Origin of the sequence: Pseudomonas sp. B8(2017) (assembly GCF_002113575.1) — a bacterium.
GTDB classification, from domain to species: Bacteria; Pseudomonadota; Gammaproteobacteria; order Pseudomonadales; family Pseudomonadaceae; genus Aquipseudomonas; species Aquipseudomonas putida_Z.
This window is the reverse complement of the sequence record NZ_NEIO01000003.1, coordinates 367,454-389,590: the sequence shown is the minus strand read 5'-3', so window position 1 is coordinate 389,590 and position 22,137 is coordinate 367,454. Positions and strand designations below refer to the sequence as shown.

At 66.6% G+C, this 22,137-nt stretch carries 17 protein-coding genes; 7 read left to right on the top strand and 10 right to left on the bottom strand.

Annotated features, from left to right (window positions below):
- The gene (locus CAG22_RS07775) at positions 1 to 1,404 is read left to right on the top strand and encodes an efflux transporter outer membrane subunit (RefSeq protein WP_085705142.1); all 1,404 of its coding nucleotides are present in this window, start codon (positions 1 to 3) and stop codon (positions 1,402 to 1,404) included.
- 121 nt (positions 1,405 to 1,525) lie between these two features.
- On the opposite strand, the gene CAG22_RS07770 is transcribed toward CAG22_RS07775, so the two are convergent.
- The gene (locus tag CAG22_RS07770; RefSeq protein WP_085705140.1) at positions 1,526 to 3,136 is read right to left on the bottom strand and encodes a PvdJ/PvdD/PvdP-like protein; all 1,611 of its coding nucleotides are present in this window, start codon (positions 3,134 to 3,136) and stop codon (positions 1,526 to 1,528) included.
- A 312-nt stretch (positions 3,137 to 3,448) separates the two neighbouring features.
- On the opposite strand from CAG22_RS07770, the gene pvdM reads away from it, so the two are divergent.
- Both pvdM and CAG22_RS07760 read left to right on the top strand, forming a co-directional pair.
- A complete protein-coding gene (gene pvdM / locus CAG22_RS07765; protein ID WP_085705138.1) occupies positions 3,449 to 4,795 on the top strand; it encodes a pyoverdine-tailoring dipeptidase-like protein PvdM in 1,347 nt (448 codons plus the stop codon).
- A 17-nt stretch (positions 4,796 to 4,812) separates the two neighbouring features.
- Positions 4,813 to 6,099 (top strand): aminotransferase class V-fold PLP-dependent enzyme, encoded by a 1,287-nt coding sequence (locus CAG22_RS07760; RefSeq protein WP_085705136.1) that lies wholly within the window; start codon positions 4,813 to 4,815, stop codon positions 6,097 to 6,099.
- A 128-nt stretch (positions 6,100 to 6,227) separates the two neighbouring features.
- On the opposite strand, the gene CAG22_RS07755 is transcribed toward CAG22_RS07760, so the two are convergent.
- Positions 6,228 to 7,196 carry an alpha/beta hydrolase gene (locus CAG22_RS07755; RefSeq protein ID WP_085592793.1) on the bottom strand — a complete coding sequence of 323 codons (969 nt, stop codon included), beginning with the start codon at positions 7,194 to 7,196 and terminating at the stop codon, positions 6,228 to 6,230.
- Between the two features lie 142 nt (positions 7,197 to 7,338).
- Here CAG22_RS07755 and CAG22_RS07750 point away from each other — a divergent pair, with 142 nt between their 5' ends.
- Positions 7,339 to 8,460: a cupin-like domain-containing protein gene (locus CAG22_RS07750; protein WP_085705134.1), complete on the top strand. Its 1,122-nt coding sequence runs from the start codon at positions 7,339 to 7,341 to the stop codon at positions 8,458 to 8,460.
- Between the two features lie 141 nt (positions 8,461 to 8,601).
- Here CAG22_RS07750 and CAG22_RS07745 read toward each other — a convergent pair whose 3' ends face one another.
- The 8 genes from CAG22_RS07745 to CAG22_RS07710 form a co-directional block, all read right to left on the bottom strand.
- Positions 8,602 to 9,993, bottom strand: a complete 1,392-nt coding sequence (locus CAG22_RS07745; RefSeq protein WP_085705131.1) for an aspartate aminotransferase family protein — start codon at positions 9,991 to 9,993, stop codon at positions 8,602 to 8,604.
- Positions 9,994 to 10,210: 217 nt separating this feature from the next.
- Positions 10,211 to 11,533, bottom strand: a complete 1,323-nt coding sequence (locus tag CAG22_RS07740; protein ID WP_085705129.1) for an ATP-binding protein — start codon at positions 11,531 to 11,533, stop codon at positions 10,211 to 10,213.
- Entirely contained in the window at positions 11,530 to 12,213 is a 684-nt protein-coding gene (locus CAG22_RS07735; RefSeq protein WP_025339994.1) for a response regulator transcription factor, read from the bottom strand. The genes CAG22_RS07740 and CAG22_RS07735 overlap by 4 nt, the downstream gene beginning before the upstream one ends.
- A gap of 120 nt (positions 12,214 to 12,333) precedes the next feature.
- Positions 12,334 to 12,897 carry an NTP transferase domain-containing protein gene (locus CAG22_RS07730; RefSeq protein WP_085705127.1) on the bottom strand — a complete coding sequence of 188 codons (564 nt, stop codon included), beginning with the start codon at positions 12,895 to 12,897 and terminating at the stop codon, positions 12,334 to 12,336.
- Positions 12,894 to 13,865 (bottom strand): XdhC family protein, encoded by a 972-nt coding sequence (locus CAG22_RS07725; protein WP_085705125.1) that lies wholly within the window; start codon positions 13,863 to 13,865, stop codon positions 12,894 to 12,896. Before CAG22_RS07725 ends, CAG22_RS07730 begins: the two co-directional genes overlap by 4 nt.
- A gap of 3 nt (positions 13,866 to 13,868) precedes the next feature.
- Complete coding sequence (locus CAG22_RS07720) at positions 13,869 to 15,080, bottom strand: cytochrome c (protein WP_085592806.1); 1,212 nt, start codon at positions 15,078 to 15,080, stop codon at positions 13,869 to 13,871.
- Positions 15,081 to 15,082: 2 nt separating this feature from the next.
- Positions 15,083 to 15,619 carry a (2Fe-2S)-binding protein gene (locus tag CAG22_RS07715; protein WP_025339998.1) on the bottom strand — a complete coding sequence of 179 codons (537 nt, stop codon included), beginning with the start codon at positions 15,617 to 15,619 and terminating at the stop codon, positions 15,083 to 15,085.
- Entirely contained in the window at positions 15,612 to 18,443 is a 2,832-nt protein-coding gene (locus CAG22_RS07710; protein ID WP_085705123.1) for a xanthine dehydrogenase family protein molybdopterin-binding subunit, read from the bottom strand. The genes CAG22_RS07715 and CAG22_RS07710 overlap by 8 nt, the downstream gene beginning before the upstream one ends.
- Before the next feature lie 368 nt (positions 18,444 to 18,811).
- Between CAG22_RS07710 and dsbD the strand changes: the two genes are divergently transcribed.
- Genes dsbD through dsbG form a run of 3 tightly spaced genes read left to right on the top strand, consistent with a single transcriptional unit; the run spans position 18,812 to position 22,129 of the window.
- Complete coding sequence (dsbD, locus tag CAG22_RS07705) at positions 18,812 to 20,527, top strand: protein-disulfide reductase DsbD (protein WP_085705121.1); 1,716 nt, start codon at positions 18,812 to 18,814, stop codon at positions 20,525 to 20,527.
- Positions 20,527 to 21,363, top strand: a complete 837-nt coding sequence (locus CAG22_RS07700; RefSeq protein WP_085705119.1) for a TlpA disulfide reductase family protein — start codon at positions 20,527 to 20,529, stop codon at positions 21,361 to 21,363. The genes dsbD and CAG22_RS07700 overlap by 1 nt, the downstream gene beginning before the upstream one ends.
- Before the next feature lies 1 nt (position 21,364).
- On the top strand, positions 21,365 to 22,129 hold the full coding sequence (gene dsbG / locus CAG22_RS07695) for a thiol:disulfide interchange protein DsbG (RefSeq protein ID WP_085705117.1): 765 nt from the start codon (positions 21,365 to 21,367) through the stop codon (positions 22,127 to 22,129).
- Positions 22,130 to 22,137 lie beyond the last annotated feature (8 nt).

Genomic DNA, 22,137 nt, shown 5'->3' with positions numbered 1-22,137 from the left:
ATGACTCTGCCCAGCCGCATCAGCCTGTTGACCTTATGCGTATGCCTCGCCGCCTGCAGCACGCCGCCAACACCCGCCAGCGGTATCGCCGCGCCATCCGCCTGGCAAGGCGAGGCCGCATCACCCTCGGTACAACTGCCAACGACACAGTGGTGGCAAGCCTTCGCCAGCAGCGAGCTCGACCGCCTGGTACAGCACGCCCTGCACAATGCCCATGACCTGGCTGCAGCCACGGCGCGGGTACGCCAGGCCCAGGCCCGCGCGGTCATTGCCGGCGCGCCGCTGTTGCCGGAGCTGAAGCTGGGCCTGGACGGCAGCCGCCAGCGCCTGCTGCACGGTGACGGCTATGACCAACTGGATGTCAGCCGCAGCGAACCCACCAGCACCTCGTTCGACATGCAGCTCAGCGCCAGCTACGAAATCGACTTCTGGGGCGGCCTGCGAGCGACCCGTGACAGCGCCCTGCGCAGCCTGGATGCCAGCCGCTTCGACCGCCAGACCGTGGCGCTGACCCTGGTCAGCGCGGTGGCCGACAGTTACCTGCAGGGCCTGGCTTTGCAGGAACAGTTGCGCATTGCCCGCCTCAACCTGCGCAATGCCCAGGACGTGCTGGGCCTGGTCGAGGCACGCCAGCGCAGCGGGTCCGCCACGCGCCTTGAACTGGCCCAGCAGCGCAGCCTGGTGGCCGCGCAGCAACGCCAGCTGCCGTTACTGGAACAGAAGTGGCAAGACAGCCGGGTCACCCTGGCGACCCTGCTCGGCGACCCGGTGCAGTCGCTACCCACCAGCCAGGACGCGATCAACACCCTGCAATGGCCCGCCATTGGCAGCGGCGTGCCCAGCGAGCTGCTCACCCGCCGCCCGGACATTGCCGCGGCAGAAGCACGGCTGGCCGCCGCCAGCGCCAACGTACAGGTCGCCCGCGCCGCCATGCTGCCCAAGCTCACCCTCGGGGCCAACCTGGGGGCTGGCGCCAATACCTTTGCCCATTTGTTCGACAGCTCCTACTACACCCTCACCAGCGGCCTGGTCGCGCCGATCTTCAACAACGGCCGGCTGCGTGCCGCGCGTGAACTGGCCGAGGCTGAACAGATGGAGTTGCTGGAGACCTACCGCAGCAGCATCCTGGCCGCTTTTGCCGATGTCGAGAAAGCGCTCAATGCGATCCAGGGCGTGGACCGCCAGCGGCAGTGGCAGGATGAAGAGGTGGAGCAGGCGCGGCTGGCGTTCGACCTGGCGCAGCAGCGTTATGGCGCGGGAGCGGAGACGCTGTTGAGCGTGCTGGAGACCCAGGGCACCTTGTATGTGGCGCAGGACCAGCAGGCACAACTGCGCCTGGCCCGGTTGCAGGGTAGCGTGGCGTTGTACAAGGCATTGGGGGGTGGGTGGGTGGCCAGCCAGTAAGGTCGCCTGTACCGGCCCTATCGCCGGAAAGCCAGCTCCCACAGGGTCTGCGCCGGGCTCAAGACATGCGCCGTACCTGTGGGAGCCGGCTTGCCGGCGATAGGGCCGGTACAGGCAGCGACTAGTTCCGCACCTTCAGGTTGCGCGCATACCACGGCCGCTGCGGTACCTTGGGCCGCAGCTTGTCGAGCAGGTCGTCATCGCTGTAGATGATGCGCAACGCCAGCTTCATGGTCTCCGGGTCCATTTCTACACTGCGCCCGGGCCGCAAACCCGGCACCGTCGAGCAGCCATGGGTATCCGGCCCCAGCCACGGGTCGGCCACCTCCACCCAGCGCCCTGGCGCAAACCATGGCACGCCATTGACTTCCAGGCGCCGTACCTCGCCCGGGTGCAGCCGTTCATGAGCGTGGAACCAGTCTTCGATGCGGTCGTCGATCCAGCCATGAAAGTGCCAGAACACCGGGTTCACATGGGATGAAAACGGGTCACCGAGAAAATCGTTCTGTTCGGCAAACCAGCGTTCGGCAAAATCATCCGGCGTGCGCGCCGTCGGCACCGGCATGCCGTTGGAGGGGTCGCGCGGCACCGATGCCCAGCGCATGTGCAGCCAGTCGTGCAGGCCCAGCTCCACTTCCGAACCGAACTGGCCCAGGGTCAAGGTGCTCAGGTACTCCGGGTCGGTGTAGCGTGACTCCCAGACCAGGAAGTTGCCATGGAAGGTATCCGGCGTCTTGATGTCGCGCACCCACTGGGTGTATTCCGCATCACCGCTGGCCAGCCAGGTGGGCGGCAGGGCATTGCCGTCATGGTTGTCGAAGTAGCGGGCGAATCCGGCCCGGTCGCGCTCAAGTTCCGGCTGCGGCAGCGGGAAGCGCGTCCATGACGGCAAGTCCTGTAAGGCACGCGCCCTGCCAAGCATGTGCCGGTGCATGAAGAAAAAGTCTTCGCCCGAGCCGTTGCGGTCCTTGTGCCGGCCCCGCGCATCACGCTCGCGATCACGCGGCCCGGGCTGCCAGCCCAGGCCACGCAGGGCGCCCTGCTTGTCCTTGCCCAGTTTGTGCCATTTGTCCCGCGACGAGTGCCACAGCTGGTGGAACAGGCGATGCTCCGGGGCGGTCAGCCAGGCCAGCAGCTGCGGGTTCAGCGGGGTACGCTCGCGTGCCTCGGGGAAGGTGCGCTTCAAGGCCAGGAACTGGTTGTCCTCCACGGGCAATGTCAACGCGCGGTCCAGGCGTGCAATGCGCCCGTTGAGGGTGGCCGGCCCGGCGTTGCCGAACCGGCCCCAGACCTCGTCGAGCACGATATGGCATTCATAGCGGGCCTGGGCCGAAAACAGGCGCCAGCGCAGGGTGCCCGGCTTGTCCGCCAACAGGTCGCCTACCACGCGGTAGCGCGGCTCCTTCTGCCCACGCAGGCGCTCGGGGGTATCCAGGTAGCCGCGCAGGGCGCGCCCGCTGGTTGCCACATCCAGGAACAGCTCCAGTTCACCCGTGGGCAGGCCGTCCAGCCCCGCATCCTTGCCCTGCAGGGTCCAGCGCCAGATGCCGCGCAGGGTATCGCCCAACTGCTGCAGGCGGGTATCGGCCAACTCGACGACGGCCTCGCCAGGGGTTTCCGGGAATTCCTCGGCGGCACGCTGGCGCTGCACATACAGCGCCCCCAGCGCACCGGGCACCACCATACCCGTCAATGCCACACCGGCGATGAAACCGCGTCGGGAAATCGTCATTGCATACCTGTGCATTCATTGCGGCCATGGAGCACGGCCCGTCCAAGGCTAGAACGTTGCACGGCAGACGAAATTTAGCGGCGCTCCGGCTGCATCCGGGGCTGCTGCGCAGCCCAATCGCCGGCAAGCCAGCTCCCACAGGGATTGCACATGGCTTGAGGCCAATGCGCTCGAGGTGGGAGCTGGCTTGCCGGCGATTGGGCCGCATGGCGGCCCCCGACAGGCGCTAAATTTCTCGGCTGCGAGCTCGTTCACTGCAGGTAGCGGCGGCCTCTGTGCCCATCCCTCGACGGTGAACCTATTGAGACCAAGATGACGACTCCACGCTGGAAGAAAGCCCTGTTTATCAGCCTGGCCGCGGCGGTTGCCGCTGGCGCCGGGTTTGCCGCCTGGCACTACTTCGCCACACCCGCCGGCTATTCCAGGGAGGTGACCCGCCAGGCCAACGACCTGCAGGAACGCATCATCTCGTTCGACAGCCATGTCACCCTGCCGCTGACCTTCGGCACCGAAGGCAGCGAGGCCGACAAGGATGGCAATGGCCGCTTCGACCTGGCCAAGGCCGCACGCGGGCGTTTGTCTGGCGCGGCCCTGACCATCTTCGCCTGGCCGGAGTCCTGGACCGGTGACGGTGGCCCGCACCGCCCTACCCCAGGCTTTGTCGAAGCCGCCCGCCACACCCAGGAGGTGCGCTACAACGCCATCACCGCCATGGTCCGCGACTTCCCGCAGCAGGTGGGTATTGCCTATACCCCGCAAGACATGCGGCGCCTGCACGGCGAAGGCAAGTTCGCGGTGTTCCTCAGCATGCTCAACGCCTATGCGCTGGGCGATGACATCGACCAGCTCGACCGTTGGGCCGCGCGCGGCGTGCGCATGTTCGGCTTCAGCTACGTGGGCAACAACAGTTGGGCCGACTCTTCGCGCCCGCTGCCGTTCTTCAATGACACCGCCGATGCCCTGGACGGCCTGTCGCCGCTCGGCAAGCGCGCCGTGCAGCGGCTGAACGACCTGGGCGTGATCATCGATGTGTCGCAAATGTCCAGCAAGGCGCTGGCCCAGGCCGTTGCCCTCAGCCGCGCGCCGGTGGTGGCCTCGCACTCGGCGCCGCGGGCGATGGTCGACATCAAGCGCAACCTCTCCGACAAGGAGCTGCAGCTGATCAAGGACAGCGGCGGCGTGGTCCAGCTGGTGGCCTTCTCCACCTACCTCAAGCCCTTGAGCAGCAAGACCCAGGACAAACTCAACGCCCTGCGCGCCCGCTACGACCTGCCGCCACTGGCCAACCTCGACTACGCACTGATGCCCGGTGACCCGGTGATCGCCGGCTGGCCCGAGCAGAAGGTCGGCCAGTACGCCAACGCGCTGTACGGCATTCTCGAGGAGGAACCGCCGGCCACGCTCAAGGACTATGGCGACGCCATCGACTACACCGTGCGCAAGGTCGGCATCGACCATGTCGGCCTTAGTTCGGACTTCAATGAAGGCGGCGGCATCGACGGTTGGCAGAACGCCAGTGAAGCACGCAACGTCACCGCCGAACTGATCAGCCGCGGCTACTCCGAAGCGGATATCGCCAAGCTCTGGGGCGGCAACTTCCTGCGGGTGTGGGAGCAGGTGCAGCGCGCCGCGCAACCTGTCGCCACCTCATCCCCCTGACCCTTGCGAGCCAATTGATGAACGATCGTCGCACCTTTCTCAAGCAGGCCGGCCTGCTTGCGGCCGCCCTGCCCCTCACAAGCCCACTGCTGCCTACCGCCCAAGCGGCGGCTGCGCAGCCTGCCACCGCCAGCGACTGGGCCGGGTTTCGCAACCTGTTCGAGCTGGACCCGGCGTACGCGCACTTTGCCAACTTCCTGATCACCTCGCACCCACGGCCCGTGCGCGAAGCCATCGAGGCGCTGCGTGCCCGCTTCGACCGCCACCCGGCCCGCATGGTCGACTGGGACAGCCAGTCGGAATGGAAGCACGAAGCCGCCGTGCGTGAATGGGCGGCCCGCTACCTCGAAGTGACGCCCCGGCAAATCGCCCTGACCGGCAGCACCACCGAAGGCCTGGGGCTGATCTATGGCGGGCTGAAGATTGCCCCGGGGCAGGAAATTCTGACCACCGTGCACGAGCATTCGGCCGCCCGCCATACCATGGGCTTTCGCACCACGCGCGATGGCACACCGGTGCACCGGTTGCGCCTGTTCGACGACCCCGCCAAGGTCAACAGCGACCAGGTACTGGCCACCATCGCGGCGGCCATCGGGCCGAAAACACGGGTACTGGGCATGACCTGGGTGCACTCGGGCAGTGGAGTGAAACTGCCCGTGGGCGAGATCGGCGCGCTGGTGCGCGAGGTCAATCGCCAGCGTGACGAGCAGGACCAGATCATCTACGTGATCGACGGTGTGCATGGCTTCGGCGTCGAAGACATGCGCTTTGCCGATCTCAACTGCGACTACTTCATCGCCGGCACGCACAAGTGGATGTTCGGGCCGCGGGGTACCGGGATCATCTGCGCGGCGTCCACCGAACTGAAGCAGCTGAACCCGACCATTGCCACGTTTTCCGAGAACGAGGACTTTGCCACGGTGATGACGCCCGGGGGTTACCACGCGTTCGAGCACCGCTGGGCATTGGGCAAGGCGTTCGAGCTGCACCTGCAGTTGGGCAAGGCGGCGGTGCAGGCGCGGATTCATGGGCTTAATGGCTATCTCAGGCAGCGGCTTGAGGCGCTGCCGGGGGTCGAGCTGGTGACACCGCGCAGCACGCAGTATTCGGCGGGCTTCACCTTCTTCCGGGTCACGGGGCAGGATGCTGACGAGGTGGCCCGGTATCTCAACAGCCAGCGCATCGTGGTCGATGCGGTTTCGCGGGATGTCGGGCCGGTGGTGCGGACGGCGCCTGGGCTGTTGAATACCGAGGCGGAGATCGAGCGATTGGTCGATGTATTGAAGAAGCACCTTCGCGGGTGAGGCCCTGGGGCCGCTGTGCGGCCCATCGCGACACAAGGCCGCTCCCACATGGTTCGGTGGGCGCAGTGCTTTTGTGGGAGCGGCCTTGTGTCGCGAAAGGGGCGCAACGCGCCCCCGGCGAGCTCAAGTCAGGACTGGCCGCCGACCCGCTTCAACCACTCCCCGACATCCCGGTAAATCCCCTCCACCTGCCCCACGATCCCCGACATGCGCAAGAAGTCATGGGTCAACCCCTCCACCCGGGCAAAGGTCACCGCCGTCCCACCCGCCACCAGCCAGTCACGATAGGCCATGCCCTCATCATGCAACGGGTCATACTCGGCCACGAACAGGCAAGCCGGCGCCAATGGCTCGCACAGCGTCGACAGCAACGGCGACACCCGCCAGTCCAGGCGCTGCTCGCGCTGCGGCGCATAGTGCCGGTAGAACCACTCCAGGGTAGGCGTCTCCAGCAGGTAACCCTCGGCATGCTCGCGATGGGACTCACGCCAGCAGGAGATATCGGTCACCGGGTAGAACAGCAACTGTGCCAGCGGCTTGAACGCCAGCGCCTCGGGCTGCTCCACCGCCGTAATGGCCAGCACCGCCGCCAGGCTGGCGCCCACACTGTCCCCTGCCAGCACCACCCGGCGGTTGTCCAGGCCCAGCGAGGCCGCCTGCTCAGCCAGCCAGTTGGCGGCGTCCAGCACATCGTGCAGGGCTTTCGGGAACTGCTGCTCCGGCGCCAGCCGGTAGTCCGCCGCCAGTACCGCGAACTCGCCCAGGGCCGCCAGGCGACGGCACACCGAGTCATGCGAATCGAGGCTGCCGACCACATAGCCGCCGCCATGCAGGTACAGGATCACTGGCTGCAAGGCAGCACCAGCATCGCCCTGGCGGTACAGACGAGCAGCCAGGCGGGCACCGTCGCGCGCGGTAATCTGCAACTCGCTGGCCGTGACGTTGCCGGGCGGGCTCGGGTCGAGTACCTGCGAGCTGCCTTCGAACTCGGCACGGGCCTGGGCCACGTCCATCGCGTGCATGGGCAGGCTCCTGCCCGTCAGCCGGCCAAATTCGACCAGTTCCAGAAATGCCGCCAGATCAGGGTGCAGTGCCATGTGGGTTCCTTGGGTGAACAATGTGACTCGAGCCTCCCTACGGGACGTAGCAGCACACCGAAAAATTACCCGCCCACACGGCTAAATCGTTGGTGCAGGCACTCGTTATCCCAGCACAACGAAAGACCGCCAGAGGCATACCGTGGACCTTCAGAGCATCCTCAGCAAACTGTTCGCCAACGCCCATGCCGTCGGCATCGAAGGCGTTTTCCAGTTCGTCTTCGGCCAGGACCGGGCCTTCTGGTCGGAGGTGCGCGACAGCAGCCGCACCGGTGCCGGCCGGCACAGTGCCCCGGACGTCACCATCGAGGTGGCCGAGCGTGACTTCATGGGCATCATGGGCGGCACCGCCAACGTCGAAGAACTGTTCGCCAGCGCCCGCCTGAAGATCAGCGGCAACATGGGTTTGGCCACCCTGCTGCCGCAGATCATCAGCAACGCCCGGCGCGGCGCGCCGGCGACCAAGGTGTCGATGAACCAACGCTACCCGACACCGGCACGCCTCAGCGAACGGGTGTCGGCCGCGCAACCGGTGCAGCGCGAGGTGGCACGCATTGCCCGCGCCGACATGTCGCTGGCGCGCTTCCAGGGCGAATACCTGGCGCACGGGACGCCGGTGGTCATCAGCGATGCCCTGCAGGACTGGCCGCTGTTCACCATGGGCCGCGAAGCTTCGCTGGAGCATTTCGCCGAACTGCAGGGCATCACCCGGCACGGCGACTACGTGAAGAAGACCTTCTCCACCGACCGCGACTTCCGTTCCACTTCCATGGCCGACTTCATCGCCTCGCTGGACACCCCTGCCAAACCCGGCGAAACCCCGGCCTACATGGGCAACAACATCGTGCCGGAAAAGCTGCTGACGCTGATTCGCTACCCGCAGTACTTCGCCCGCGAGAAGTTCATTGCGCCGCGCATCTGGATCGGCCCCAAGGGCACACTGACGCCACTGCACCGCGACGACACCGACAACCTGTTCGCACAGGTATGGGGGCAGAAGTCGTTCATCCTTGCCGCGCCGCACCATCGCCCGGCCCTGGCTACCTGGTCGACCAGCCCCAAGGGCGGCCTGGACGGCTGCGACTTCAACCCCGACGCCCCGGACTACCAGCGCTTCCCGGCGGCGCGCGAGGTGCCGTTCCTGCGCGTGGTGCTGCAGGCCGGTGACCTGTTGTTCCTGCCTGAAGGGTGGTTCCACCAGGTGGAGTCTGTGACCACCTCGCTGTCGGTGAACTTCTGGGTGAATTCCGGGCGCGGTTGGTAGCCGGGATTAGCAGGGGGCGCTTTGCGCCCCTATCGCCGGCAAGCCGGCTCCCACAGGTACAGCGCAAGCCTTCCGGTCGGCGTAGTCCCTGTGGGAGCTGGCTTGCCGGCGATAGGGCCGCGCAGCGGCCCCGGCAATCGATCAGACCGCCGCGATCAGCGCCTCGGCAAAGCGCTGCGCGACCTCATCGATCTGCTCGCCACTGATGATCAACGGCGGCAGGAAGCGCACCACCGCCCCATGCCGCCCACCAAGTTCCAGGATCAGCCCGCGTTTGAGGCACTCGCGCTGCACCTTCGCCGCCAATTCACGGTTGGCCGCCGGATGCCCAAGCGCATCCCGCTGGCCTTGCGCATCCACCAGTTCCACCCCAAGCATCAGGCCACGCCCGCGAATATCACCCAACTGCGGATAATCCCGCTGCAACTGCTGCAGGTGCTGGCGCAGGCGCTGGCCCATGGCCTCGGCATGCTCTGCCAGGCGATGCTCGACCAGGTAATCGATCACCGCCGAACCCGCCGCCATGGCCATCTGGTTACCACGGAAAGTGCCGGCGTGGGCGCCCGGTTTCCAGGTGTCCAGCCAGTCGCGGTACACCACCACCGCCAGCGGCAGGCTGCCGCCAATGGCCTTGGACAAGGTGACCACGTCCGGGATGATGCCGGCATGCTCGAAGGCGAACATGCGCCCGGTACGGGCGAAACCGCTCTGGATCTCATCGACGATCAACGCCACGCCGGCCTGCTCGGTGATACGGCGTACCCCCTTGAGCCACTCGATATCGGCCGGAATCACCCCGCCCTCGCCCTGCACCACCTCTAGGATCACCGCCGCCGGCAGCGGCACGCCGCTCTCCGGGTCGAGCAGCAGGGTTTCCAGGTAATGCAGGTTGGCCCTGACCCCGGCTTCGCCGCCCAAACCGAACGGGCAACGGTAGTCGTAGGGGTACGGCATGAACTGCACACCGTTGCCGAGCAAGGCACCCAGCGGCTGCTTCGGCCCATGGCTGCCCATCAGGCTCAGCGCACCCTGGCTCATGCCATGGTAGGCGCCATGGAAGGCCAGCACGGTGCTGCGACCGGTGGCGCTGCGCACCAGTTTCAGCGCTGCTTCCACCGCATCGGTACCGGTCGGGCCGCAGAACTGGACCTTGGCCTCACGGCGCAACACCTCGGGCAGCACGCCGAACAGGTCCTGGACGAAGCGGTCCTTGACCGGCGTGGTCAGGTCCAGGGTGTGCAACGGCAGCTCATCGGCCAGTACCCGCTGGATCGCCTCGACCACCACCGGGTGGTTGTGGCCCAGCGCCAGGGTGCCGGCGCCGGCCAGGCAGTCGATGAACTGGCGGCCTTCGACATCCTCCACATGGATGCCACGGGCGCGCTTGAGCGCCAGCGGGATGCGCCGCGGGTAGCTGCGGGCGTTGGACTCCTGTTGCTGCTGGCGTTGCAGCAAGGGTGAATCGGTGAACTCGTACAAGGCACGCGGCGCGCTGGCCGGCGGGACCTGGGCAAGGCAGGAAGCGGTGGACATGGGTCAATCCTCGCAAGCAAGCGAAAGTGCGGGTGTTCGTCGCTTGGGAAACGCTTGAGTGCGGGGAGGATTTAGCGGTTGCTGTGGGATTTTTGAAAGCAGGCCCGGCCTCTTCGCGGGTAAACCCGCTCCCACAGGATTGGCACAGATCTCAGGGTTGATGCAGTACCTGTGGGAGCGGGTTTACCCGCGAAGAGGCCGGCACAGGCAATAAAAATCAATTCCCCGAGCGCGCCGGCACTTGCAACAACACCCGCAACCCATCACTGCGGCTGTCGAACTTCAGGCTACCGGCACAACGCTGCACGATCGCCTGCACGATCGCCAGCCCCAGCCCGCATCCACCACTCTGCCCGTTACGCCAGAAGCGCTCGGTCAGGTGTTCCAGGTCCGCCTCGGCAATCCCCGGCCCATGGTCCCGCACCATGAAGCCCACCTGGCCGTCAGCCATCTGCACCTCAAGCTCCACCGCCTCGTCGCCGCCATGGCGCAAGGCGTTGTCCAGCAGGTTGCGCAGCGCCGCCACCGCCAACGGCGCAGGCATGCCCAGGTAGATCTGCGTAGCGGCTTCAGGCAAGCGCAGCACGATGCGCCGGTTGTCACCGCCGCCGGCATCCTGCACCGCCTGCCGGGCCACCTGCTCGGCGCTGCACTGCACGCCATCCTCGAACGACAGGCTGCCCTCCACCCGCGCCAGCATCAACAACTGCTCCAGCGTACGGTGCATGCGGTCGGCGCCCTGCTCGGCATGTTCCAGCGCCTGCTCGCGCACGGCGCCATCGGTCATCCGCGCTACCTGCAGGTGGGTCTTGATCGCCGTCAGCGGGCTGCGCAGTTCATGCGCGGCATCGTCGGTCAGGCGCCGCTCACGCTCGATGGTCTGGGCAATACGCAGGAACAGCTGGTTCTGGGTTTCCAGCAACGGTTGCAGTTCGCTGGGCATGCCCGCCACCTGCAGCGGCTCGACGCTGTCCGCGCGCCGGCGGCGCAGGGCATCGCGCATGCGGTTGAGCGGCTCCAGGCCCTTGCCCAGGCCGATCCACAACAACCCCAGGCTGCCAAGCAGGGCCATCAGCACCGGCGCCGAGGCTGCCAGCAGGATCGACTGGTTCAGCGCCTCGCGCTCCATGTGCCGGTCGGCGGTGGTGATTCGCACATCGCCATGGTTGTAGGTGAAGGTGCGCCACAGCGCGTCGTCGATGGTCTGGTCACGGAAACCGCTACGTTCATCGTCCATGACGCCATCGTGCTTGTGGTTGCTGGCGAGAATCTCGCCACGCAGCGAGCTGACCTGGCAGGCCATGCCGTCCGGCACGCTGAACTGGTCGGCGGAAAAGTGCGCCTCCCCGCCCTTGGCGGTCAGCGGCTGCGGCAGCTGGTCGATCAGCCCGGCAACCATGCGCGCCGATGCCACCAGGCGCTGGTCGAGGGAGAACATCATCTGCTGGCGCAGGTCGCGCAGCATCCACGCGGCGGCCAGCGCCCAGATGATCACGAAGGCGCTGCCCAGGATCAGGCTCAGGCGTACCCGCAGGCTCATGATGCGGCCTCCTCCGGCGCCTGCGCCGGGCCAAGGCGGTAGCCCAGGCCGCGCACGGTCTCGACGATGCCGTTGCCCAGCTTGCGCCGCAGATGGTGGATATGCACGTTCAGGGCATTGCTCTCGACTTCGTCGCTGAAGCCGTACACGCAGTCTTTGAGCTGCTCGCCGGACAGCACCCGCCCGGGGTTCTGCAGCAGCGCCTGGAGCAATGCCTGTTCACGCCGGGACAGGTCGACCGGCTGGCCGGCCAGGGTTGCCTCGCAGCTGCTCGGGTCGTAGCGCAGCGGGCCGTGTTCGATCACATTCACCGCCCGCCCGGCCACCCGCCGCAGCAGGGTGTGCAGGCGAGCTGCCAGCTCGCGCAGGTCGAACGGCTTGAGCAGGTAATCGTCGGCACCGGCCTGCAGGCCATCGACCCGGTCGGTGACCGCATCACGGGCAGTGAGCACCAGCACTGGCAGCGTCTCGCCTTTCTCGCGCAGGCGGCGCAACAGCTTCAGGCCGTCTTCGTCGGGCAGGCCAAGGTCGAGAATCATCACGTCGAACTGCGCGGCCTGCAGCATCGCCCGTGCATCGGCGGCGTTGCCCACACGGTCCACGGTCAGGCCCTGGGCGGTAAGGCCGGCGCAGATGCCGGCGGCGATCAGGTCGTCGTCCTCACAGAGCAGAACGTGCATGGCGGGGCTCCCGGAATGGTGTGGCTGGCATTGCACCTTGGGCAGATTAAGGGGGGATTATGGACCTTTTGTGGGGTGGATTGTGGTGTTCGTCTTGGGTGCGATGGCGAACACCAGTGCCTAAATCAACCCCTGCGGCGTATCTACATCCAGCAACACCCCAGCATCCTCCACCTCAACCACCACGCAACGATCACGATGCGCTTGCACCACCGACCGGGCCCCTTCATCCCCGGCAAGCTGCCCCAGCGCCGGCCAGAAGTCGCGGCCGAAGACTACCGGGTGCCCCTGCTGCCCCGCATGGCGCGGCAACACGATGGTCGAGGCGGTGGCCGCCTCGGCCAACCGACGCAAGGTGGCCGATTCGATCCAAGGCATATCACCCAGCAAGATCGCCACCGCCTGCGCCTGGCTGTCACCCAACGACCTGGCGCCGGCAGCCAGGCTATGCCCCATTCCCGACGCCGCATCCGGGCTGGCGACAACCCGGCAATCGGCAGGCAAGGCAAAATCCTCGCTCCACTCGCCCGCGCGCAATACCACGCGCACATCATCGAACACCGCTTGGGCCCGTTCCACGCTATGCGCCAGCAGGCTGCGACCATCAGCCAAGGTCGCCCGGCGCTTGTCTGAACCGAAACGCGTGCCGCGGCCTGCCGCCAGCACCAGCGCAACCACGCTCACAGCGCGCCCCGCTCGATGCCGTTGCGCACCCGCAGAATGTCGGCCAGCACCGCCAAAGCGATCTCGGCCGGGGTCTTGCTGCCCAGGTTGAGGCCGATCGGGGCGTGGATGCGGCCCAGTTCGACCTCGCCCAGGCCACCGATCCGCCGCAGGCGTTCGCGGCGCTTGTCGGAGGTCACCCGGGAGCCCATCACACCGATATAGAACGCCTCGGTGCGCACCGCTTCGAGCATCGCCAGGTCATCGATCTTCGGGTCGTGGGTCAGCGCGACCACGGCTGTGTCGGCATGGCAACCGCCATGGGCGATGAACTCTGACGGCAGCTCGCGACGCACTTCGATGCCATCCAGCCGCACGCCGTCGAGCACTTCGTCACGCGGCTCGCAGAGGATGACTTCGAAGCCCATGCCCTTGCCGAACTCGGCGCAGAAATGCGCGACGCTGGAGTACCCGGCCAGCAGCAGACGCTGGGCGGCCCCCACACGCAAGCGTACACAGGCACTTTCACGCCGCACACGCGGCCCCTGGCTGTGGTCATCGGCAAGCAGGCGCCTGCCCTCGGGCAGGCTCACTTCACGCAGCACGCGGCACTGGCCCTGCAATGCGCTTTCCAGCTCACGCAGGTGCGCCTGCACGTCACATTCGGCCGGCAGGTTCTCCACCAGCACTTCCAGCACGCCGCCGCAGGGCAGGCGGATGCTCGAATGCGAGTCGCTGCCATCGCCATAACGCACGATGGCCACTGGCTCGGGAAACTCCCCCCGGCCCACGCGTTCGAGGAAGTCGTCTTCGACGCAGCCACCGGACAGCGAACCCAGCCACTGCCCGCTAGCGTTCACCGCCAGCAGCGAGCCCGGCGCACGGGGCGCCGAGCCATAGGTGGCGAGCACCGTGCACAACCACACCCGCTGGCCGCCGCACGACCACTGCAACGCCTGGCGGACCACCTGTAGATCGAGATGCTGCACCCTTTACTCCGCCTTCAGCTCGGCGAGCTGCTGTACGCTCAGGTCACCGGGCAATCCACCCCAGGCCTGGCGCAGGTAGTTGACCATATCCGCCACCTGCTGGTCATCGAGCTTGTCGGCAAAGCCCGGCATCGGCTGCATGCGCTCAAAGCCGGTGAACTGCTGCTCACGGATGCCTTCGAGGACCACCTTGACCAGGTTGCGCGAGTCGGCCTGGCGCAGCACCGTGTTGCCGCGCATGGCCACGGCGATGTGCGGCTTGCCCTCGCCGTCCACCCCATGGCAGCCGGCGCAGACATTCAGGTATTGCTGGCGGCCGCGCTTGGCGCTTTCGCTCATCTGCTCCAGCGCCACCGCCTGGATGGCCTTGGCCGGTGGCGGCTGGTCGCCCAGCAGGTAGGTGGCCATGGCCGCCAGGTCAGCATCCTCCAAGTGCTGGGTGCTGTGGTGCACCACTGGGAACATTTCGTTGAACATGCTGCCCTGGGCACTGATGCCGTGCTTGAGGAAGGTGGTCAGGTCCGGCTGGGTCCAGCCGCGCTCGGCCAGGTCCTGGGCCAGCAGGCTCGGGGCCAGGTAGCCACCCAGCAGGCCGCCGCTCAGGCGCTGGTCCTGCTGCAACGCACCGATCGGGTTGCGCGGGGTATGGCACTCGCCGCAATGGCCCATGACTTCGACCATGTACTGCCCACGCTGCCAGGCCGGGCTTTTGCCCTCGGTCGGCTGCAACTGCACACTTTTACCGTACAGCATGTTCCAGCCGCTCAGCCCCTGGCGCACGTTGAACGGAAAGCGCAACGCAGTCTGCGGTGCCGGGCGGTTGATTGGCGGCACGGTCATCAGGTAGGCGAGGATCGCGTCCGAATCTTCGCGCTTGATCAGGTGGTACGAGGTGTACGGCATCGCCGGGTAGAGGTTGGCGCCGTCCTTGCGCTTGCCCTCGGTTACCGCGGCGAAGAATTCGTCGGCGCTGTAGTTGCCGATGCCGTACTGCTTGTCCGGGGTGATGTTGCTGCCGTAAATGGTGCCGAACGGCGAATGGATCGGCAGGCCGCCGGCGTACGGCGCGCCGCCTTCGGCGGTGTGGCAGGCCATGCAGTCGGCCGCGCGGGCCAGGTATTCACCGCGCTTGACCTGCGCCTGGTCGGCTGCCTGGGCAAGCGAGGTAATGGCAAGGCCGAGAGCCAGCGCCAGTGCGCTACGAACAAGACCCATGCTCAACCCTCCTTGACCAGGCCAAGGTCGTTGAGCACCGTGCGGGTGGCGTCGTAGTAACGCACGTAGCCGGTGCAACGACAGATGTGGTGGCCCAGGCTCGCCTCGATGCGGTCTTCCACCTCGCTCTTCTTCAACGGCTGGCGCTGGGCGGTTTCCACCAGCACCGTGGCGGCATTGACGAAGCCCGGCGCGCAGTAGCTGCACTGGAAGGCGAACAGGTCGACGAACTTCTGCTGGATCGGGTTCAGCGTGAGGTTGCCGGCCTCGTCCTGTCTGGCATGGCCCTCGATGGTGCGGACCTTCTTGCCCTCGAAGTAATGCGCGCCGGTAATGCAGGTGCGCACCTCCTCGCTGGTGCCGTCGGGGTTGTCGACGATCACCACGCAGGCGTGGCAGATGCCCTGGCCGCAGCCCAGGCGCGAGCCGGTGAGGTTCTGGTGTTCGTGCAGGTAGTCGATCATCGCCAGGTCGTCGGGGACCTCGACCGGGCCGACCGGTTGACCGTTGAGGGTCAGTTGCAGTGGACGGTTAGCCATTGAGGGCCTCCTTGATACGGGCTGGGGTGATGGGGAGATCGCGAACGCGCTTGCCGATGGCATGCGCGACGGCATTGCCGATGGCACCGACGACCGGGATCATCACCACTTCGGCGATGCCCTTGGACGGGTCGGTCGGTGACAGCGGCGGGAGGATTTCGCTGGTCTGCTGCCACACCGCCACGTCGCGCGCATGCGGCAGGCGGTAGCGGTTGAAGTTCCAGTCGCCCTCCCCGGGCCCGCCCTCGTACAACGGCATTTCTTCGGTCAAGGCATGGCCGATGCCCATGGCGATACCGCCCTCGAGCTGGCCCTTGACCAGTTCCGGCACCAGCACCCGGCCGCACTCGACCCAGCTGTGGTGGTTGAGCACCTGCACTTCGTGAGTGCCCTTGTTCACCTTGACTTCGACAATGGTCGCCACCGGGCTGTAGTAGGTGACCATGGCGTTGTTTAGCTGGGTGTCGGGATAGGCGGCGTTCTGCCGGTCGAGCAGGTGGTAGCCGTGGCTGCTCATCTGCGCCTTCTTGGCGTTCACCGCGCCATCGCCGTACTTCACCGCCACCGCGTCGAGCGGGAAGCGTTCGCGCACGCCGTCGATGACGAAGTCGGCTTCGGCCCAGCTCCAGCGGTTGAAACCGTGCACGCTGACGCCGGTGACCAGGCCCATGTCATGGGCCTTTTGTGCCAGCTGGGCGAACGGGATCGGTGACAGGCCGTTGCCGGTCAGCTCGCCGTTGACCCATACCGCATTCTCGCGGCGCACCACCAGCGGGTTGGCCTGGCCGCCGTACGGGCCCTGGCGCCAGATGGCCATGGCCGCCGGCCACAGACCGTGGTTGAACAGCACGCGTGCCGCTTCGCGGGTGGCATGGCTGAAGTAGAAGGCCGAGTTGGTCGCCGACGACGGCGAAGCAAGCTTGCCGACCCAGCGCGGGTTGCGCAGCGCGGCGTCCTGCTCGGGCTGGCTGATCAGGTACGGGTTGCCGCTGGTGGTCAGCTGCAACTCCGGCCATTCGGTGACCGCGGTCTTTACCTCGTCGGCCGAGCGGCCAAGGAAATCGCTGACCACCAGGGCCTGAGAGGTGGACATGCCGGTACCCAGCTCGGTGCCGATGTGGCGCAGGCTGATGCGCCCATCGCGGCTGAATTCGATGCTGGCCATGGGTGCTTCGGAGCCGGTGCCGAAGTCTTTCTGGCAGATGGCAAAGCCCACGCCATACCAGTGGTCCGGGTCCTTGGCGTCCATCTGCTGCTTGCGCGTGTCGCGGTTACGCCACCAGTCGTGCACGGCGGCCTTGTCGAGAATCTCGTACAGGCGCAGGGCGCCGGCCGGGACCGCGCCCTGGGTGTTCTTCATGCCCGACTTCAGCGCGTTGGCGCGGCGCAGGTCGATGGCATCGACGCCCAGGCGCCCGGCGATCTCATCCACCATCATTTCGGTGGCGGCCATGGTCTGCAGGGTGCCGTAGCCGCGCATGGAGCCGGCCTCGACGCCACGGGAGTGATAGGCAGTGACCGACAGGTCGTTCTGCGGCATGTAGTAGATCGACTGCGCCGCCGTGGCCCCCACCGCTGCCACCGACGGGCTGTAGTTGATACGCCCGCCGCCGTCGCAGCTCATGTCGGCGCGGAAGATCTTGAAGCTGTTGTCCTTCTTGTCCACCGCCAACTGGTAGCGGATATCGAAGGCATGGCGCTTGATGCCGCTCTGGAACTGCTCGTAGCGGTCGTTGGCCAGGCGGATCGGCACACCGGCGCCATACAGCGCGGCCACGGCGGCGTAGAAGACGAAGATGTTGTTGTCTTTCGAGCCGTAGCCCACGGTATAGCCCGGGTGCATGTTCAGCGTGTTCAGGGCGAAGCGCGACGGCTTGATCATGTGCACGCATTCCTGCGCCACTTCGAACGGGCACTGGGTCGCGACCACGAAGTGCAGCGTGCCGCTGGCCGGGTCGTACCAGCCGTTGCCGTTGTCCGGCTCCAGGGCGGCCGGCTCGATGGACGGCGTCTTGTAGCGCTCGTCGAACACCAGCCAGTCCTCGGGTGGGTTGTCCAGCTGCTCGGCCATGCGCTTGGCGTAGAACAGGCCCTGCTCGGTCAGGTCGCCATGCTGGTTGGGCTGCTTCGACCACACCGGCTTGCGGTTGAGGATGGTGGGGAACAGCATGGAATTCTTCAGGCTGGAAAATTCATCGTCGTCGAACGGCGTGGCACCGCCCACGCGCACGAAGCGGAAGCTGCCGTAGGGGTCGCGCTGGTACAGCGGCGCCTGGGCGCCATAGCGGATCGCCTGGTCGTTGAACTGCAGCTTGCGCTTGGCCTGGCGGAAGCGCTCGAAGTCGTGCCAGATCAGGATCGCCACCGGGTGGCCGATGAACATCGGCACCTTGCCGGGCGTCAGCAGCGGGTCGGGCGAGTGCGCCTCGGGCCAGGCGATGCCGTCCTTTTCCAGGTCGGCAGCGGTGACGATGCGGTCCGGCTGCAGGTCGGCGCCAAGCAGGCTGAGGTCATGGCCGGCATAGATACGGTCGGCCTTGGTCGCCTTGAGCAGCAGCGCATGCCCCTGCTGCGCGGGCCAGCCGGGCATGTCCTTGGCACGGATGTCGCGAGCGAACACCTTGTCGCCGCACACCTTGGACAAGGCATCGTTTCGGAAACGCGCCTTGCCGTCATGGTTCATCCACTTCTGCGGCGAGGTGGTGACGCGTTCCTCCATCAGCGCGGCGAATGCCTGGCTGCCGAGCGGCGCCATGGTCACGCCGACACCAGCGATCAGGCCGCCTTGCAGGAAGGCGCGCCGGGAAATATCACGGTTGGACATGCTTGATCCTCTGGGCAGCAGGGGGACTGCCCTTTTTTTGATTCTGGTACTAGCCTGAAAAGCTGACCTGTACGTCAACTTTACAGCAATTGTGTTGGCGCAGGCAAAGTCAAGTCGACAATATGTCGCGACATGTCTGGAATCTGGGGCGGAATTTGCTATGGGGCTGGTAGGTGGTTGTCTTAGGATCTTCGGCGCCTGGGAGATCGAGCGCCGCCCGCGCGGCGCTCGATCCCCCAGGCGCAGACAATCCCACGGCAAACACCTGCAAGCCCTGATGCGCCCCCCTGACCAAAAACCAGAGTTAACCTTGGGTTAATCGACCCAAGCCAGCATGACCCCTTTCAACGTACTGCCAAGGCGAAGACATGCGCGTCCTCCTGCTCTTCATGACACTGCTGCTGGCCGGCCCGTTGCAGGCCAACCCGTTCGATTTCAAACCGGACTTCCTGCCGGTCAACCAGGCCTTCGTGCTTACCCACGACCGCCAGGCCGACGGCCAGATGCGCCTGTTCTTCCAGATCCAGCCTGGCTACTACCTGTATCAGAAACGCCTGAAGTTCGACGGCCTGCCTGCCGAACAGCACCCGCAACTGCCGGCCGCTCTCAACCACCACGACGAGTTCTTCGGCGACAGTGCGGTGTACCGCGACCAGCTCGAACTGCTGCTCCCGGCCGATGCCCGGGGCCAGCTGCGCCTGGGCTGGCAGGGCTGTGCCGACGCCGGCCTGTGCTACCCGCCGCAAACCACGTTGGTCGACTTGGGTGGCAGTGTGGTGCCGGCGGCCGAACAAGCCAGGGACCAGGCCCTGGCCAGCGACCTGCAACAAGGCCACCTGGCCTGGAGCCTGCTGGCGTTCTTCGGCCTGGGCCTGTTGCTGGCCTTTACCCCCTGCTCGCTGCCGATGCTGCCGATCCTCGCCGGGCTGGTAATGGGCAATGGCGCCAGTGCCCGGCGCGGCTGGATACTGGCCGGGGTCTATGTACTGAGCATGGCCCTGGTGTATGCCGCCCTGGGCGTGGTCGCCGCGCTGCTGGGTGCCAGCCTGCAGGCATGGCTGCAGCAACCCTGGCTGCTGGGCAGCCTGGCGGGGCTGTTCGTGCTGCTGGCCCTGCCGATGTTTGGCGCCTTCGAACTGCAACTGCCCGCCGCCGTGCGTGACCGCCTCGACCGCGCCGGGCAAGGTACCCGTGGCGGCAACCTGTATGGCGCGGCGCTGCTCGGCGCGCTGTCCGGCTTGCTGATGGGCCCGTGCATGACCGCGCCGTTGGCCGGCGCGCTGCTGTACATCGCCCAGAGCGGCGACGTGCTGCAGGGGGCGCTGGTGCTGTTCAGCCTCGGCCTGGGCATGGGTGTGCCGCTGCTGTTGCTGGTAACCCTCGGCAACCGCTTCCTGCCCCGCCCAGGTGCCTGGATGAACCGGGTCAAGGGCGTGTTCGGCTTCGTGTTCCTGGGCATGGCGCTATACACCTTGCGCAGCCTGCTGCCCGCAGCATTGCTGCTGGCCCTGAGCGGCGCCTTGCTGATCGCCCTGGCCTGGGCTGCCTGGCCGGCCCTGCAGCGGTTGCCGGCGTTGCGCGCGTTGCCGCTGCTGGGTGCCCTGTGGGGCGGCCTGCTGCTGGTGGGGGCGGCGGCCGGTGGCGACGACCTCTGGCAGCCGCTGCGCCCGTTCGCCGGTGGCGGCGCTGCGCCGGCAACCGGCCAGCACATCGAGGACGCCTTCGTCACCGTCAGCCGCCCCGAAGACCTGCAACGCGAACTGGATGCTGCCAAGGCCCGTGGCCAGTGGGTGATGCTCGACTACTATGCCGACTGGTGCGTGTCGTGCAAGGTCATGGAAAAACAGGTGTTCGCCCGCAGCGACGTGCAGGCCGGCCTGGCCGGTGTGCACCTGCTGCGCCTGGACGTGACCGCCGACACCCCGGCCAGCCAGGCCCTGCTGCAGCGCTACCAGGTACCTGGCCCGCCCAGCATCATCTGGGTCGGCCCGGAAGGCGACGAACGCCGCGCGCGGCGCATCACTGGTGAGGTGGATGCAGCCGCCTTCCTGCAACACTGGACCCAGACCAGGAGCCAAGGCTGATGCTGACCGTAACCCTCGGGCCACTGACCATGGCCCTCAACCACCTGCTGATGCTCACCGCCCTGGTGATCGCCAGCATGGTCGGCTGGTGGGTCGCCCGGCGTGGCGGCGAGAGCCCGGAATCGGCACTGTTCAACCTGTTCCTGATCGGCCTGCTGTGCGCACGCGCCGGCTTCGTGCTGGCCTACTGGCCGATGTACCAGGACGACCCGCTGCAGATCATCGATATCCGTGATGGCGGCTTCCTGTTCTGGTCGGGCCTTGCCGGCATCGTGCTTGGCGCCCTGTGGCAGGGCTGGCGCCATCCGGGCCTGCGCCACCCGCTGGGCTGGGCGCTGTTCAGCGGCGCGCTGTTCTGGGGCCTGGCCAGCCTCGGTGGCCACCTGTACAGCAAGGGCACCGAACTGCCCGAGCTGAGCCTGCGCAAGGCCAACGGCCAATCCGTAGCGTTGCACAGCTACCGCGGCAAACCGCTGGTCATCAACATCTGGGCCACCTGGTGCCCACCCTGCCGACGCGAAATGCCGGTGCTGCAACAGGCGCAAAGCGCTTACCCGCACGTGACCTTCCTGTTCGTCAACCAGGGCGAGACCCCGGAAAACGTCAGTACCTTCCTCGCCACCACCGGCCTGAGCCTGACCCACGTGCTGTTCGACGGCACCGGCCTGCTGGCCCAGCGCGTCGGCTCCATGGCCCTGCCCACCACCCTGTTCTACGACGCCGACGGGCGCCTGGTCGGCAGCCATCTGGGCGAGCTGTCCCGGGCCAGCCTGCGCCACGCCCTGGAGCCTTTCGACCGGGCCACCGCGCCCGCCCCTGCCGCACAAGGAAACTGACATGCGACTGACTGCACTGCTGCCCCTGTCCCTGGCCCTGGCCCTGCTGGCTGCCCCCACCCTGCAGGCCGAAGAGTTGCCCAAGGCGATTGCGCAACTGCAAGCCAAGGGCGCCGTGATCAAAGGCAGCTTCGACGCCCCCAACGGCCTGCGCGGGTATGCCGCCGAGTACCAGAACAACGGCCTGGCGCTGTACCTCACCCCTGACGGCAAGCATGTACTGGTTGGCAGCCTGTTCGACGAACAGGGCAACGACCTCAGTGCTGAGCCGCTGAAAAAGCTGGTGTATGCGCCGATGAGCAAGGAAATCTGGGCGAAGATGGAGAAAACCTCCTGGATCGCTGACGGCAAGGACGATGCACCGCGCAAGGTGTACCTGTTCAGCGACCCCAACTGCCCGTACTGCAACATGTTCTGGGAGCAGGCACGGCCGTGGGTGGAGTCGGGCAAGGTGCAGTTGCGCCATATCATGGTCGGCATCATCCGCGAGGACAGCCCGGGCAAGTCGGCGGCGCTGCTGGCGGCGAAAGACCCGGCCAAGGCTCTGCAGGAACATGAAAAGGCTGGCAAGGCCAGCACACTGAAACCATTGGCACAGGTGCCAGAGGCGGTGCAGCAGAAGCTGGCGGCGAACATGGCGCTGATGGAAGAGATGGGTTTGCAGGCGACCCCGGCGATCTTCTATCAGGATGACCAGGGCAACCTGCAGAGCCAGCAAGGCGCGCCGCGTCCGGAGTTGCTTGGGAAGATTCTCGGCAAGCGCTGATGTGAAAT

Bases quoted from the DNA above. Each gene is read 5' to 3' on its own strand.
- CAG22_RS07775 (WP_085705142.1), top strand. From the start codon at position 1: ATGACTCTGCCCAGCCGCATCAGCCTGTTGACCTTATGCGTATGCCTC.
- CAG22_RS07770 (WP_085705140.1), bottom strand. From the start codon at position 3,136: ATGACGATTTCCCGACGCGGTTTCATCGCCGGTGTGGCATTGACGGGT.
- pvdM (WP_085705138.1), top strand. From the start codon at position 3,449: ATGACGACTCCACGCTGGAAGAAAGCCCTGTTTATCAGCCTGGCCGCG.
- CAG22_RS07760 (WP_085705136.1), top strand. From the start codon at position 4,813: ATGAACGATCGTCGCACCTTTCTCAAGCAGGCCGGCCTGCTTGCGGCC.
- CAG22_RS07755 (WP_085592793.1), bottom strand. From the start codon at position 7,196: ATGGCACTGCACCCTGATCTGGCGGCATTTCTGGAACTGGTCGAATTT.
- CAG22_RS07745 (WP_085705131.1), bottom strand. From the start codon at position 9,993: ATGTCCACCGCTTCCTGCCTTGCCCAGGTCCCGCCGGCCAGCGCGCCG.
- CAG22_RS07740 (WP_085705129.1), bottom strand. From the start codon at position 11,533: ATGAGCCTGCGGGTACGCCTGAGCCTGATCCTGGGCAGCGCCTTCGTG.
- CAG22_RS07735 (WP_025339994.1), bottom strand. From the start codon at position 12,213: ATGCACGTTCTGCTCTGTGAGGACGACGACCTGATCGCCGCCGGCATC.
- CAG22_RS07720 (WP_085592806.1), bottom strand. From the start codon at position 15,080: ATGGGTCTTGTTCGTAGCGCACTGGCGCTGGCTCTCGGCCTTGCCATT.
- CAG22_RS07715 (WP_025339998.1), bottom strand. From the start codon at position 15,619: ATGGCTAACCGTCCACTGCAACTGACCCTCAACGGTCAACCGGTCGGC.
- CAG22_RS07710 (WP_085705123.1), bottom strand. From the start codon at position 18,443: ATGTCCAACCGTGATATTTCCCGGCGCGCCTTCCTGCAAGGCGGCCTG.
- dsbD (WP_085705121.1), top strand. From the start codon at position 18,812: ATGCGCGTCCTCCTGCTCTTCATGACACTGCTGCTGGCCGGCCCGTTG.
- CAG22_RS07700 (WP_085705119.1), top strand. From the start codon at position 20,527: ATGCTGACCGTAACCCTCGGGCCACTGACCATGGCCCTCAACCACCTG.
- dsbG (WP_085705117.1), top strand. From the start codon at position 21,365: ATGCGACTGACTGCACTGCTGCCCCTGTCCCTGGCCCTGGCCCTGCTG.